The organism is Vagococcus fluvialis (genome assembly GCF_048815235.1).
GTDB lineage: Bacteria > Bacillota > Bacilli > Lactobacillales > Vagococcaceae > Vagococcus.
The window spans coordinates 20,926-35,359 of the sequence record NZ_JBMEAO010000016.1 but is presented as its reverse complement, the minus strand read 5'-3'; the positions used below and the strand labels follow the sequence as shown (position 1 = coordinate 35,359).

The 14,434-nt window shown below is 34.6% G+C and carries 14 protein-coding genes; 13 read left to right on the top strand and 1 reads right to left on the bottom strand.

All coding sequences use genetic code 11. The features are described 5' to 3' along the window. The 5 genes from ACODH8_RS11085 to ACODH8_RS11065 all read left to right on the top strand — a co-directional run bounded on the left by ACODH8_RS11085 (position 1) and on the right by ACODH8_RS11065 (position 4,890). On the top strand, positions 1-750 hold the full coding sequence (locus ACODH8_RS11085) for a Stp1/IreP family PP2C-type Ser/Thr phosphatase (RefSeq protein ID WP_332466516.1): 750 nt from the start codon (positions 1-3) through the stop codon (positions 748-750). Further along, positions 743-2,587 (top strand): Stk1 family PASTA domain-containing Ser/Thr kinase, encoded by a 1,845-nt coding sequence (gene pknB / locus ACODH8_RS11080; RefSeq protein ID WP_332466517.1) that lies wholly within the window; start codon positions 743-745, stop codon positions 2,585-2,587. The genes ACODH8_RS11085 and pknB overlap by 8 nt, the downstream gene beginning before the upstream one ends. Before the next feature lie 94 nt (positions 2,588-2,681). Continuing rightward, on the top strand, positions 2,682-3,563 hold the full coding sequence (gene rsgA / locus ACODH8_RS11075; RefSeq protein WP_332466518.1) for a ribosome small subunit-dependent GTPase A: 882 nt from the start codon (positions 2,682-2,684) through the stop codon (positions 3,561-3,563). A gap of 11 nt (positions 3,564-3,574) precedes the next feature. Further along, complete coding sequence (rpe, locus tag ACODH8_RS11070; RefSeq protein WP_332466519.1) at positions 3,575-4,228, top strand: ribulose-phosphate 3-epimerase; 654 nt, start codon at positions 3,575-3,577, stop codon at positions 4,226-4,228. Continuing rightward, on the top strand, positions 4,228-4,890 hold the full coding sequence (locus ACODH8_RS11065) for a thiamine diphosphokinase (protein ID WP_332466520.1): 663 nt from the start codon (positions 4,228-4,230) through the stop codon (positions 4,888-4,890). Before rpe ends, ACODH8_RS11065 begins: the two co-directional genes overlap by 1 nt. Positions 4,891-4,975: 85 nt before the next feature. Here the strand turns inward: ACODH8_RS11065 and rpmB are convergent, their stop codons facing one another. After that, the gene (gene rpmB, locus ACODH8_RS11060; RefSeq protein WP_126793526.1) at positions 4,976-5,164 is read right to left on the bottom strand and encodes a 50S ribosomal protein L28; all 189 of its coding nucleotides are present in this window, start codon (positions 5,162-5,164) and stop codon (positions 4,976-4,978) included. Positions 5,165-5,370: 206 nt separating this feature from the next. On the opposite strand from rpmB, the gene ACODH8_RS11055 reads away from it, so the two are divergent. The 8 genes from ACODH8_RS11055 (at position 5,371) to opp4B (ending at position 14,415) form a co-directional block, all read left to right on the top strand. Beyond that, entirely contained in the window at positions 5,371-5,736 is a 366-nt protein-coding gene (locus tag ACODH8_RS11055) for an Asp23/Gls24 family envelope stress response protein (protein WP_086340983.1), read from the top strand. 98 nt (positions 5,737-5,834) lie between these two features. Next, on the top strand, positions 5,835-7,472 hold the full coding sequence (locus tag ACODH8_RS11050; RefSeq protein WP_332466543.1) for a DAK2 domain-containing protein: 1,638 nt from the start codon (positions 5,835-5,837) through the stop codon (positions 7,470-7,472). A 77-nt stretch (positions 7,473-7,549) separates the two neighbouring features. Then, positions 7,550-9,589, top strand: a complete 2,040-nt coding sequence (gene recG / locus ACODH8_RS11045) for an ATP-dependent DNA helicase RecG (protein ID WP_332466521.1) — start codon at positions 7,550-7,552, stop codon at positions 9,587-9,589. 46 nt (positions 9,590-9,635) lie between these two features. Continuing rightward, entirely contained in the window at positions 9,636-10,640 is a 1,005-nt protein-coding gene (gene plsX / locus ACODH8_RS11040; RefSeq protein WP_332466522.1) for a phosphate acyltransferase PlsX, read from the top strand. A gap of 94 nt (positions 10,641-10,734) precedes the next feature. Beyond that, the gene (acpP, locus tag ACODH8_RS11035) at positions 10,735-10,974 is read left to right on the top strand and encodes an acyl carrier protein (protein WP_332466523.1); all 240 of its coding nucleotides are present in this window, start codon (positions 10,735-10,737) and stop codon (positions 10,972-10,974) included. Between the two features lie 525 nt (positions 10,975-11,499). Beyond that, on the top strand, positions 11,500-12,504 hold the full coding sequence (locus tag ACODH8_RS11030) for an ABC transporter ATP-binding protein (RefSeq protein ID WP_332466524.1): 1,005 nt from the start codon (positions 11,500-11,502) through the stop codon (positions 12,502-12,504). Beyond that, complete coding sequence (locus tag ACODH8_RS11025; protein ID WP_332466525.1) at positions 12,504-13,451, top strand: ATP-binding cassette domain-containing protein; 948 nt, start codon at positions 12,504-12,506, stop codon at positions 13,449-13,451. Before ACODH8_RS11030 ends, ACODH8_RS11025 begins: the two co-directional genes overlap by 1 nt. 1 nt (position 13,452) lies before the next feature. Further along, on the top strand, positions 13,453-14,415 hold the full coding sequence (gene opp4B / locus ACODH8_RS11020; protein ID WP_332466526.1) for an oligopeptide ABC transporter permease: 963 nt from the start codon (positions 13,453-13,455) through the stop codon (positions 14,413-14,415). Positions 14,416-14,434: the final 19 nt, after the last annotated feature.

The following is a 14,434-nucleotide window of genomic DNA, read 5'->3' as shown; positions in this document are numbered from 1 at the left end:
ATGCAGATTGAATTCCAGACAAATGTCGGACGCAAAAGAAGAAGTAATCAAGATACAGTAGGAGTTTATACGAATAAAGTAGGTATTGTTATTGGGATTGTTGCGGATGGTATGGGAGGACACCAAGCAGGAGACACAGCTAGTAAATTAGCTGTTACAGGATTGGGAACTTCATGGGAACAAACAGCATTAGAAACTCAAGAAGAAGTAGCAAGATGGCTTGTATCAGCTATTCAAAAAGAGAACAAAGAAATTTATGAAGAAGGTAACGCTAATCCAGAGAAATTTGGTATGGGAACAACAGTTGTGGCTGTAGTTATGTTAAAAAATACTATGTTAGTGGCTCATGTTGGGGATAGTCGAGGTTATATTATTAGAGACCAAGCTATCAAGCAGTTAACAAGTGATCATTCCTTAGTCAATGAATTAGTTAAAACTGGAGAAATAACTTCTTCAATGGCACAAAGACATCCGAGGAAAAATGTATTACTTCGTTCAGTGGGCGTTCCAGGAGAAGTAGATGTTGATATTTCAGTTGTTTCTGTCCAAAATAAAGATTATGTTTTATTATGTTCAGACGGTTTAAGTAACATGCTATCAGACCGAGAAATAAGAAGAATTATCTTGCAAGGGAAACCTCTTTCAGAAAAAGTCAATCAGTTAATTGAAGAAGCTAATGAAGCAGGCGGTAGTGATAATATTACTGTTCTATTAATAAAGGTAGAAGAGGAGGTGGAACTAGATGATTAGTATTGGCACAAAAATTGGTCAACGTTATGAAGTAATTGGCAATATTGGTAGTGGAGGTATGGCAAATGTTTATTTAGCGAAGGATTTGATTTTAAATCGTGAAGTGGCCGTTAAGGTTTTGCGATTTGACTTTCAAAATGATCAAGACGCCATTCGTCGTTTTCAACGAGAAGCCTTAGCAGCTACTGAGATGGTCCATCCTAATATTGTAAGTGTTTATGATGTTGGTGAAGAACGAGATATGCAATATATTATTATGGAATACGTTAGAGGAACTGACTTGAAACGCTACATTAAGGAACAACCAGATATTCCATTACCAACAGTTGTTGATATTATGGGTCAAATACTTTCAGCGATTTCACTTGCTCACGAACATCAAATTATTCATAGAGATCTTAAACCTCAAAATGTATTGGTAGATGAAGATGGAACGGTTAAAATTACTGATTTTGGTATTGCTATTGCGTTATCAGAAACCTCTTTAACGCAAACTAATACTTTATTAGGTTCGGTTCATTACCTGTCTCCAGAGCAAGCTAGAGGTGGTATGGCTACTAGACAATCAGATATTTATGCTCTAGGAATCATTCTTTATGAATTATTAACAGGTGGCGTGCCATTTGAAGGAGAATCAGCAGTATCAATTGCTTTAAAACATTTCCAAAATGAGATGCCTTCTGTTAGAGAAAAACATCCTAATATTCCTCAAGCATTGGAAAACGTGGTATTAAAAGCGACTGCTAAAGAAATAGCGGATCGTTATAAAACTGTTAATGAAATGTATGCAGATATTAGAACATCACTAAGTCCTGATAGAGCTAACGAAGCCTTATTTGTTCCTTCTGCAATGTTAGATGAAACGATTTTAATGCAACCGATAGATGATATTTATGTACCAGAAGTTGAAAATACTGGGAAAGTAGCTTTAGTTGATGATGAAGATGATTCTGAATTAGAAGATGTTAAAAAGAAATCAAAACGAGGAATGAAAATATTCTTTGCTTTATTAGCTATTGCTCTACTTGTATCTGGAGGTTTATATTTTATTGGCCAAAAAGATACAGGTGATGTTAGTATTCCTGATATTACAGGAAAAACGAAAACAGAAGCATTAAAAATGCTGAAAGAAAGAGGCATTACTGTAGGTGCTGTTGAAGATATTGCTGATGAAAAGATTGAGGAAGGGTTGGTAGTAAAAACTCAGCCACCAATTGGTACATCAGTGAAAAAAAATAGTGGTGATATTACGGTTTATATCAGTTCGGGTCAAAAAGGAATAAAAATGCCTGACTATGAAGGACAAGATGTTGTTGATGCCACTGAAGACTTGATTAGTCGTGGTTTTAAAGAAGAAAACATCGAAGTTAAAGAAGAAAATTCTGACAAGTATGGTGAGAAAAAAGTACTTAAACAAACACCAAAAGCGGATAGAGATGTAGTCCCTTCAGAAACGAAGGTAACACTTTATGTTAGTAAGGGAGCTGAAACATTTGCTTTAGAGAATATGTATGGTTATTCTAAAACACGCGTTGAAAATTATCTAAATAGCGTCGGTTTGATACTTAATGAAGGCTCTGAGTACAGTGAATCGGTTCCTCAGGGACAAGTCATTTATACATTCCCTGGTGGTGGCGAAGAAGTCAAAAAAGGAAGTAGTGTGACAGTAATCTTTTCAGCTGGGAAAGATCCATCTACTATTCCTTCAAGTAGCTCTTCAGAAGAATCTTATAGTAGTTCATCATCTTCATCTAGTTCCTCAGAAAGTAAGGAAGAATCAAGTGACTCTACTGATGGAACGATAGATACTGAAGAAAAAATAGAAAGTACTAGTTAAATAAATATGTTTTAAGGCTGAGGTTGATACCTTAGCCTTTTCTTTTTTGTGTTACAATATAACTAATATCGGAGTAGTATCAAGGAGGGTCACTATGCCACAAGGGCAAATTAGAAAAGCGTTAAGTGGATTTTATTATGTGGAACATGAAGGAGAAACCTATCAAACAAGAGGTCGAGGGAATTTTCGAAATAGAAACATCACACCTCTTGTAGGAGATTGGGTGGTCTTTGAAAGCAGTAATTTAACAGACGGTTATTTATTAGAAGTCTTGGATAGAAAAAATGAATTGATTCGTCCTCAAGTAGCTAACATTGATTTAGGTGTTGTTGTGACAAGTTGTGTCAAACCGAATTTTTCGTATAATTTATTAGATCGTTTTTTAGTGACTTTAGAATCTAAAAATATTCAACCATTAATTTATATTACGAAATTAGACTTAGCAGAAGAGTCAGTTAAAGAAGAGATGTTACGTATGAGAACCTATTATGAGTCTATTGGTTACCCAGTGTTATTTTCTAGTTCAGATGAGAAAGCGGAGCTGACAGACTTTTTTAAAGATAAACTAACGGTTTTTATGGGTCAATCAGGAGCAGGGAAATCTACGCTTTTAAATAAAATTGCTCCAGAATTAGATTTAGAGGTAGGAGATATATCTGAAGCTTTAGGTCGTGGTCGACATACAACTAGACATGTGGAATTGTTAGAATTACATGGTGGTTTAGTTGCAGATACTCCAGGATTTAGTTCGATTGAATTTTTAGAAATTGAGCTACAAGATTTACCTAAAGAATTCCCAGAATTTGTAGAGGCATCTGATTTCTGTAAATTTAGAGAATGTCAGCATCAAAAAGAACCAAAATGTGAAGTGAAGAATCGTGTTGAATCGGGAGAAATACTGCAAGAAAGATACGATAATTATTTACAATTTTATGAGGAAGTTAAAACGCGTAAGCCGAAATATAATAAAAAGTGAGGAAGATAACAATGGTAAAAATAGCCCCATCAATTTTAAGTGCAGATTTTGCTAATTTAGAAAGAGATATTCGTTTAGTAGATGAAAAAGGAGCTGATTACATCCATGTTGATGTTATGGATGGGCAATTTGTTCCGAATATTACTTTAGGAGCTAATATTGTTTCAGCTATTCGACCTGTGACGGATTTACCTTTAGATGTCCATTTAATGGTTCAAGAGCCAGAACGTTTTATTGAAGATTTTGCTAAAGCAGGTTCTGACATCATAACGGTTCATCAAGAAAGTACTGTCCATATTCATAGAGCAATGCAAATGATTAAAAATGCAGGCGTAAAAGCAGGTGTGGTAATAAATCCAGGAACACCAGTTTCAGCGATTGAACATGTTTTATCTTTAGCAGATTTAGTTTTAATTATGACTGTTAACCCAGGTTTTGGTGGTCAAGCCTTTATTCCAGAGTGTTTGACAAAAGTAGAACAATTAGATGCGTTAAGAAAAGAAAAAGGCTACACTTATGAAATCGAAATTGATGGTGGTGTCGATGATAAAACAGCTCCATTATGCGTAGAAGCAGGAGCAGATGTTTTAGTAGCTGGTTCTTATGTTTATAATTCTCCGGATGTAGGAGAAAGAATTAACAAATTAAAAGAAGTGACAAAATAATGATAACAGACGTTGTAATTATTGGAGGCGGAACGCCTAATGAGTGGCCAGATTTATCTTCATTTAGCAACGAAACAACAGCTTTTATTGGTGTCGATCGTGGTAGTTTATATGGTTTAAAAGCTAGTTTTTCTATTGAACAAGCTGTAGGTGATTTTGATTCTTTATCAGATGAAGAATGGACTTGGTTACAAGATAAAGTACCAGTTATTGAAAGATGTGCAGCTGAAAAAGATGATACAGATATGCAGTTGGGGGTTCTTGCTGCGATGGTTAAGTATCCAGAGGCTAATTATCACTTGATAGGAGCAACAGGAGGTAGATTGGATCATTATCTATCTAATCTATGGCTACCGCTTCAGGAGCGTTTTTTGCCCTTTATAAGTCAAATTTTTATAACGGATAGTCAAAATAGTGTTTCTTATTTTTTACCTGGAGAATATACGATAGTAAAAGAAGAAGATAAGCCATATTTAGCTTATGTTTGCTTAACTGCTGTTAAATCATTAAGCTTGTATGATGCTAAATATCAATTGGATAGAGTAGATTTCAATATACCAACTTCTTTATCAAGTAATGAATTTGTAGGCCAGACCAGTCGTTTTTCATTTTCGGAAGGTATTATGTGTGTCATTCAATCCAAAGATAAAAAGAGGAGCTAAGTGCTCCTCTTTTTTGTGTATATTATGCTTGATAATAAAAGAAAAAGAGTTTAGGAAATATTCCTAAACTCTTGTTTGTTTTTAATTAAACGCGCTCAACTTTTCCTGATTTCAAAGCACGAGCAGAAACCCAAACTTTTTTAGGCTTACCGTCTACTAAGATACGAACTTTTTGTAAGTTAGCACCCCAAGTACGTTTAGATGCGTTCATTGCGTGAGAGCGTGTGTTTCCTGATCTTGCTTTACGCCCAGTTATATAACATTCTTTTGCCATGATATTCCCTCCTTTGCTTTGAATATATCATTTGTACATTAATCACACTAGAATAATTTAACATAGTTCTAAGACTTATGCAATAAAAAAATGAAGAATTATTCGATTAGTTTCGTTAATATAGGAATTTTTCTTTAATAATCTTGTGCTCTATGATAAAATGATGAATGATAATGGGAATATACTGACTATAGGGAGGTAGCAAAATGGCTGTAAAAATTAAAACACAAGCTGGTACCATTGAAATTTCTAATGATGTCATCGCTACTGTTGTCGGCGGTGCTGCAACAGATATCTATGGGATTGTTGGAATGGCAAGTAAAAATCAAATTAAAGATAACTTAAACGATATTTTAGGTAAAGAAAACTACTCACGTGGTGTTGTAGTTCGCCAAGAAGAGAATGGTGTAGCAGTTGATGTTTATATCATGGTAAGTTACGGAACAAAAATTTCTGAAGTAAGTCGAAATGTCCAAGAAAGTGTTAAATACAATCTTGAAACAATGCTAGGCGTTGTAGCTAATTCAGTAAATATTTTTATCCAAGGTGTACGCGTACAATCTGAGAAATAATTGATTGCATTAGACAATCGAATGTATATGTTTTTAAAGAATTGAGGAGGAACATTTTAGTGGAAGTCAAAGCAATCAATGGAGGGCAATTTCAAGCAATGGTTCAGGCAGGTGCTAACCGCCTAAATCAAAACGCTGAGTTTGTCAATTCCTTAAATGTTTTCCCTGTGCCAGATGGTGACACAGGAACAAATATGGATTTATCAATGACAAGTGGCGCTAAAGCTGTCAGAGAAGCAACTAGCGAGCATGTTGGAGAATTAGCAGGGATTTTATCAAAAGGATTATTAATGGGAGCAAGAGGTAACTCTGGAGTTATTTTATCTCAAATATTCCGCGGATTTTCAAAAGAAATTATTGAAAAAGAAACACTTAATGCACAAGATTTAGCTGACGCTTTTAAAAATGGTGTAGAAACAGCTTATAAAGCAGTTATGAAACCTGTTGAAGGAACTATTTTAACAGTTTCACGTGGTGCTGCAATTGGCGCTGAGAAAAAAGCAGCTAAATCAGATGACTGTATCGAAGTAATGGAAGCCGCTTTAAAAGGTGCTAAAAAAGCATTAGCTAAAACACCTGATATGCTACCTGTTTTAAAAGAAGTAGGGGTAGTAGATAGTGGTGGACAAGGTCTTGTATTTGTTTATGAAGGCTTTTTAGAATCTTTATCAGGAAAAATCGTTGAAAGTGAATTACATCAACCAACACCTGGTCAAATGGATGCTATGGTAAATGCTGAACATCATAGAAGCGTTTCTGGTGCTGTTGCAACTGAAGATATTAAATTCGGTTACTGTACAGAAATTATGGTTCGTATTGGTGAAGGTCCAACTGTTGATAGCGAATTTGACTATGATACATTTAGAAATTACCTAAATGACTTAGGGGATTCTTTATTAGTTGTAGCAGACGATGAGATTATCAAAGTTCACGTTCATACAGAACAACCTGGTGAAGTAATGAATTACGGACAAAAATTTGGTTCATTAATTAAAATCAAAGTTGATAACATGCGTGTTCAACATGAAACAATATTAGAGCACGAAGGTGAGAGAAAAGCTGAAACACCTAAAGAACGTGTTCCTTATGGTATTATTTCAGTTGCTGCAGGTGAAGGGATTCAAGAATTATTCCGCAGTATGGGCGTTAACTATGTAATTAGTGGCGGCCAAACAATGAATCCAAGTACCGAAGATATCTTAAAAGCAATTGATGCTGTTCATGCTGAAAAAGTTATTATTTTACCAAATAATAAAAATATCTTTATGGCTGCTGATCAAGCCGCTGAAGTAAGTGAAATTCCAGCTATTGTGATTCCATCAAAAACAATTTCTCAAGGAATGACGGCATTATTAGGTTTCAATGATCAATTATCATTGGATGAAAATGAAGCGGCTATGAGAGATATGCTTGAAGAGGTAGTTAGTGGGCAAATTACAACTGCTGTACGTGATACATCAATTGACGGTGTTGAAATTAAAGAAAATGATTGCTTAGGAATGATTGAAGGTAAGATTGTTATCTCTAATCCAGATCGTTTTGATGTTTCTCTAGCAACATTAAAAAGTATGATTAATGAAGATTCTGAAATTGTGACAATTATTGTCGGAGAAGAAGGATCAACAGAAGAAGCTGAAAAATTAGAACAAGCTTTAGTTGAATGGAATGATGAATTAGAAGTTGAAATTCATCAAGGAGATCAACCAGTTTATCCATACCTTTTCTCAGCTGAATAAAATAATAAATTAGAAGGCTGACCCGTTATTGGTCAGCCTTTTTAAATAATTGATTATAGTAAGGGGGAGGAGACAAAGTGAGTTCATTACAACAATCTGTAGCTGGAATGAAAGGTGTTGGCCCTAAAAGAACTGAAGTTTTAGCTAGTTTAGGCATTCAAACAGTAAACGATTTATTGACGTATTATCCTTTTCGATATGATGATATACAAGAAAAAATGTTAGATGAAATTCAAGATCAAGAAAAAGTTGTATTGAAGGGAACTGTCTTAGCTGAACCTGTTGTGAGCTACTATGGTTTCAAAAAAAGTCGTTTGGTTTTTAGGATGATGACGGATCAAGCAGTGATTAACGTTACCTTCTTCAATCAGCCATTTTTAAAATCTAAAATTAACGCCAATGAAGATGTGGCGATATATGGTAAATGGGATGGTCGGAGAAAAGCTTTATCAGGAATGAAAGTATTAGCGACTCAGGAAGAAGAAGTGGATTTTTCTCCGATTTATCATGTTAATAAAAATATTAGACAAAAAACTTTAGTAGATTTGATTCGTCAAACATGGGAAGATTACGGTCAAGAGATGTCGGAGAACTTGCCTAGCTGGTTAATTGAAAAGTACCGCTTAATGCCAAAACGACAAGCGGCTTATGCTATGCATTTTCCAGAGAATGTAGAAGAGAATAGATTAGCAAAAAGACGTTTAGCATTTGAAGAGTTTTTTTTATTTCAATTAAAAATGCTTCAATTAAAAGAGCAAGAAACAGCTAAAACTTTTGGGAAATCTATTCTCTATGATGTGAAAGCTTTAAAAGGATTTATTCAAACCCTACCTTTTGAATTAACGGATGCTCAAAAAAGAGTGGTTAATGAAATTTGTGCTGATTTAAGAAGTGAAGATCACATGCATCGACTACTTCAAGGTGATGTTGGAAGTGGGAAAACCATTGTAGCAGCTATTGCTCTGTTTGCTGTTGTTAGCCAAGGATTGCAAGGAGCTTTAATGGTGCCTACTGAAATTTTAGCTGAGCAGCATATGGAAAGTTTGACAAGTGTGTTTGAACAAACAAACGTCAAAATAGGGCTTTTAACCAGTTCTACAAAGACAGCTGAAAGACGTCAACTATTAGCTGATTTAGAATCTGGGGAACTAAACATATTGGTTGGAACTCATTCTTTAATTCAAGATGATATTGTCTTTCATGATTTAAGTTTAGTTATCATTGATGAACAGCATCGGTTTGGTGTCAATCAAAGAAAAGCTTTACGAGAAAAAGGAAATAGAGCAGACGTTTTATTTATGACAGCTACTCCTATTCCAAGAACTTTGGCAATTACGGCTTATGGTGAGATGGATGTTTCAGTGATTGATGAACTGCCAGCTGGAAGGATTCCTATAGAAACAAGATGGATTTTACCTAAACAAGTAGATTCAGTTTTGACGTGGCTAAATCGTCAATTAATGGATGGACAGCAAGTATATGTTATTTGTCCTTTAATAGAAGAATCTGAAATGTTAGACGTTAAGAATGCGACTGAAATATATGAGCATCTAAAACAATTTTACGAACCTAACTTTAATGTAGGGTTACTTCATGGAAAAATGAAGGCTGCTGAAAAAGATGAAATTATGACGAGTTTTAAGGAAAATGACATGCAGGTCTTAGTATCAACCACTGTTATTGAAGTTGGAGTGAACGTTCCTAATGCCACAACGATGATGATAATGGATGCTGATCGATTTGGATTAGCTCAATTACACCAATTAAGAGGACGAGTTGGGCGTGGTAGTTTAGCTTCTTATTGTATTTTAGTAGCTAATCCTAAAAGTGATCAGGGAAAAGAACGTATGAAGATTATGACAGAAACAACAGATGGTTTTGTGTTAAGTCAAAAAGATTTAGAAATGCGTGGTCCAGGAGACTTTTTTGGTTCGAAACAATCAGGTTTACCAGATTTTAAAGTAGGAGATATTGTTGCTGATGAGATGATTGTGGAAACGGCTCGTGTAGAAGCAGCCCTTTTATTAACTCAAGAGGGTTGGATGGATAAGGCAGAAAATCAAACCTTAGTAGCAAGTTTGAAAGAACAACAAGAAGAATCGGAGTTTTTTGATTAAGAGCTTTATGATAGAATAAAAGCGTATTAAGAAAAGAGGTAGGAATGTGAGAATAGCAGTAGATGCTATGGGTGGCGACAATGCTCCTCAAGCAATTGTAGAAGGTATAAACCTAGCTAAAAAAGATTTTCCAGAAATAGAATTTTTATTATTTGGAAAAGAAGCAGAAATAAAAAAATATTTAGACAACGAAGTAAATGTAACAATCGTTCATACAGATGAAAAAATCGAAAGTGATGACGAGCCTGTTAAATCAATTCGCAAGAAAAAACAAGCTTCTATGGTTTTAGCAGCTCATGCGGTTAAAAATGGAGAAGCAGATGCTATTTTTTCTGCTGGTAACACAGGTGCTTTATTAGCAGCAGGATTATTTATCATTGGCCGAATTAAAAATGTAGAGCGTCCAGGTTTAATGACAACTATGCCAGTTTTTACAGGTGGCGAGAATGCTGGGTTTGATTTCATTGATATGGGTGCAAATGCTGATAATAAGCCAGAGCATTTATTAACTTATGGTATTCTAGGTTCTTTTTATGCTAAAAAGGTAAGACATATCTCTAATCCAAAAGTTGCTTTACTTAATAACGGAACTGAAGAAACAAAGGGCAGTGAATTAACAAAAGCGGCTTTCGAATTATTATCTAATGAACCAAGTATTAACTTTATTGGTAATATTGAAGCTCGTGACATGTTTGATGGTGGGGCAGATGTTATCGTAACAGATGGTTATACAGGGAATGCTGTATTAAAAGCTGTTGAAGGTACCGCTCAAGCGTTGATGACTGTTTTAAAATCATCTATTAAAGGCAGTGGAGTAAAAGGTAAAATGGGAGCTTTATTACTGAAAGATAGCTTACTTGGTATGAAAGACCAATTAGATTATTCAAGTCATGGTGGGGCTGTTTTATTTGGAGTTAAAGCGCCAGTTGTAAAAACACATGGATCGACAGGACCAGTTGCTGTGAGACACACAATCAGTCAAATTAAAACGATGTTAGAAGCAGATTTGGTTAAAGAACTTCAAACCTTTTTCGAGGAGCCAAAAGCTTAACTTTTTTTGAGATAGACAAATGTTATTTTTACAAGTAAAATTGTAACTAAGAGGGATTAGAAACGCATTAATCAAATATTGGGGGTGCAGTAAATTGAGTCGTGAAGAAGTATTTGGAAAAATCAAAGATATTATCGTGGAGCATTTTGAAATTGACGAAGATAAAGTAACTGAAGCAATTAGCATTAAGGATGATTTAGAAGCAGATTCAATCAGTATTATGGAATTTGTTTTAGAATTAGAAGATGTGTTTGATGCTGAGATTTCAGATGAAGAAGCTGAAAAAATCGAAACAGTCGGTGCGGCAGTCGATTATATTATGGCTAATCAATAGAATAAGTAAGACGAATTAACTAAATTGGAAAACTCCAGTCTATGTTGATTCGTTTTTTTAGTAAATTTTAACTGATATACAGCAAAAAAAGCAGGTTTTTTAGTAAAAAATGTTATAAAAAGAATAAAAAAATAAAAAAAGTTTGTCTTTAAAAAATTCTTTTATCGCATTTTAATCTTTTTTATTATACGAAATTGTTTTAATTTCACGTGAATTTTTTTTAGACGATAAAAGGGATGAAATGGGCATTTTGCGAACGATTATACGAGATTTGAACAATAACATAACGTTAATTATTTAAGAATAATGAGATGAAATAAGGATAAAATGAGCGAGCGCACCTTTTCTTATCATTTTTTTTTAATCGTTTCTTAGTGAATACTATTGATTAATGTTTGTAATTCTAATATAATTAATGGATATCTTGGGATTTTTGTATGAAAATCCATGGACAATAATGAAGAGTTTATGAAATAGATTAAGAAATGAAATCAGTACGGGAATAGAACAGGAAGGAGAATTCTATTGTTTGTTGACAACAAGTTATTAGAAATTAGAAATTTGCACACTGGTTTTCGAATCAAGGATGATTATTATGATGCAGTTGATGACGTATCGCTGACATTAGACAAAAATGAAATTTTAGCAATTGTTGGGGAGTCGGGTTGTGGTAAAAGTACCTTAGCCATGACGATTATGGGATTACAAAACCCAGACCAAACTAGAATTACAGGAGATATCATCTATAACGATTTGAATTTAAATGGTTTATCTGAAACGTTATATAACAAGGTAAGAGGAAATGATATTGGGATGATTTTCCAGGATCCGTTATCTGCGTTAAATCCTTTAATGAGAATTGGTGATCAAATTGCCGAAGCGCTGTTTTATCATACTGATTTAAATGAAGATGAGCGTAATAAGAGAGCTATTGATTTATTAGAACAAGTTGGAATTAGAAATCCAGAACGAGTAGCAAAACAGTATCCTCATGAATTATCAGGAGGTATGAGACAACGTGTTATTATTGCGATTGCTATCTCATGTAAGCCACCTATTATTATTGCGGATGAGCCTACAACAGCTTTAGATGTGACAATCCAAGCACAGATTTTAGATTTATTGAATGATTTACAAAAAGAAACTGAATCAGGCATTATCTTAATTACCCATGATTTAGGGGTTGTTGCCGAAACAGCAGACCGTGTAGCGGTTATGTATGCAGGTCAAATTGTTGAACAAGCACCAGTTGCTGAGTTATTTAAAAATCCAAAGCATCCTTATACAAGATCATTGTTAAACTCTATCCCGCAAGAAGATGCGCATGATAGTGAGTTACATGTGATCGAAGGGGTTGTACCAACTCTTAAAAACATGGAACGTGTTGGTTGTCGTTTTGCTGAACGTATTCCATGGGTAGCAGCTGAAGAACATGAAGCAACTCCAACTTTACATGAAGTAGGGCCTGGACATTTTGTTCGTTGTACATGCTACAAAAACTTTGACTTTAGAGAAGAAGGGGAAGCGTAATGGGATTATTAGAAATTAAAGATTTAAAAGTACACTATCCTATTCGCGGAGGTTTCTTCAATAAAGTTGTAGATTACGTTTATGCGGTAGATGGTGTTAATTTTGAAATTGAAGCTGGAACAACTTACGGTTTAGTTGGTGAGTCTGGTTCTGGTAAGTCAACTATTGGTAAAACAATTGTTGGTTTAGAAAAAGCAACATCTGGAGATATTCTTTTTGAAGGGACTAGCGTCATCAAAAAGAGTGCTCGCAAACAAATTGGTTACAATAAAGATGTTCAAATGATTTTCCAAGATTCAATGTCAAGTTTGAATCCTAAGAAACGTGTATTAGATATCATAGCTGAACCAATTCGTAACTTTGAAAAATTATCTGATCAAGAAGAAAAGAAAAAAGTTCAAGGTTTATTAGATATTGTAGGGATGCCAACAGATGCTCTTTACAAGTACCCACATGAGTTTTCAGGTGGACAAAGACAACGTTTAGGTGTTGCTCGTGCAGTAGCAACTAACCCTAAATTAATCATTGCGGATGAACCAGTATCAGCGCTTGACTTATCTGTTCAAGCACAAGTACTTAACTTTATGAAACGTATTCAAGAAGAATACAACTTAAGTTACCTGTTTATCTCACATGATTTAGGTGTTGTAAAACATATGTGTGATAATATTGCGATTATGAATAAAGGTCGTTTTGTTGAGATTGGAACTAGAGATGATATCTATAACAACCCACAACATATTTATACGAAACGTTTATTATCAGCGATTCCTAAAATTGACGTTGATAACCGTGAAGCTCATAAAGAAAATCGTCGTAAAGTCGAAAGAGAATACGATGAACTTTATAATCAATATTACGATGAAAACGGTCGAGTTTATGACCTACAAACTATTAGTTCAACTCATCAAGCTGCCGTTAAATTGAGCGAAAGAGGGGGAGAATAGTATGTGGAAAACAATACTTCGTCGTGTTCTAGCAATGATTCCTCAAATCATTATTTTAAGTTTGTTTATCTTTATTTTAGCTAAGGCAATGCCAGGGGATCCGTTTACAGGATTAATTAACCCTAACATGGACCCAGCTACTATTGAAAAAATGCGTGAAGCAGCAGGTTTAAACAATCCTTGGTACGTTCAGTATTGGGATTGGGTAACTAATGCTGTACAAGGTGATTTTGGACAAAGTTTCCTATTTAAATTACCTGTAACTGATATTATTGGTCAACGTGTAACGAATACAATTTGGTTATCATTATTAACAGCAATTTTAACTTACTTAATTGCTTTACCTTTAGGTTTATTCTCAGGTAGATACCAAAATTCATTATTTGACAAAACAGTAGTTGTTTACAACTTTGTCAGTTTCGCAGTACCAATCTTTATCTTTGCGTTATTAATGTTATTTATTTTTGGTTACCGTTTAGAGTGGTTCCCAACAACAGGTTCGGTTGGATCTGGTTTAGAGCCAGGAACATTCGCATACTTTGGCAGTAAGTTATATCACATGATCTTACCTGCTATCTCACAAGCATTACTTGCAACAGCAGTTACAATTCAATACTTACGTAATGAAGTAATTGATGCACAACAAATGGACTTTGTTCGTACTGCAAGAGCTAAGGGTGTTCCAACTAATAAAGTATTTACTCGTCACATTTTCAGAAATGCATCATTACCAATTGCTGCACAATTAAGTTATGAAATTTCAGCTTTAATCAGTGGATCAGTTGTTATCGAGCAAACCTTTGCTTATCCTGGTATCGGTAAATTATTTATCGATGCAATCAACGGTCGTGACTACTCAGTTATTACAGCCTTAGTATTAATCTTAGGTATTGTAACGATTGTCGGAAACTTAATTTCTGATATCGTCATGAGTATTGTAGACCCACGTATTCGTATTCAATAACGAAAAGGATAAAGAAAGG

Bases quoted from the DNA above. Each gene is read 5' to 3' on its own strand.
- ACODH8_RS11065 (WP_332466520.1), top strand. From the start codon at position 4,228: ATGATAACAGACGTTGTAATTATTGGAGGCGGAACGCCTAATGAGTGG.
- ACODH8_RS11050 (WP_332466543.1), top strand. From the start codon at position 5,835: ATGGTTCAGGCAGGTGCTAACCGCCTAAATCAAAACGCTGAGTTTGTC.
- ACODH8_RS11055 (WP_086340983.1), top strand. From the start codon at position 5,371: ATGGCTGTAAAAATTAAAACACAAGCTGGTACCATTGAAATTTCTAAT.
- opp4B (WP_332466526.1), top strand. From the start codon at position 13,453: ATGTGGAAAACAATACTTCGTCGTGTTCTAGCAATGATTCCTCAAATC.
- pknB (WP_332466517.1), top strand. From the start codon at position 743: ATGATTAGTATTGGCACAAAAATTGGTCAACGTTATGAAGTAATTGGC.
- ACODH8_RS11025 (WP_332466525.1), top strand. From the start codon at position 12,504: ATGGGATTATTAGAAATTAAAGATTTAAAAGTACACTATCCTATTCGC.
- ACODH8_RS11085 (WP_332466516.1), top strand. From the start codon at position 1: ATGCAGATTGAATTCCAGACAAATGTCGGACGCAAAAGAAGAAGTAAT.
- rpmB (WP_126793526.1), bottom strand. From the start codon at position 5,164: ATGGCAAAAGAATGTTATATAACTGGGCGTAAAGCAAGATCAGGAAAC.
- rpe (WP_332466519.1), top strand. From the start codon at position 3,575: ATGGTAAAAATAGCCCCATCAATTTTAAGTGCAGATTTTGCTAATTTA.
- rsgA (WP_332466518.1), top strand. From the start codon at position 2,682: ATGCCACAAGGGCAAATTAGAAAAGCGTTAAGTGGATTTTATTATGTG.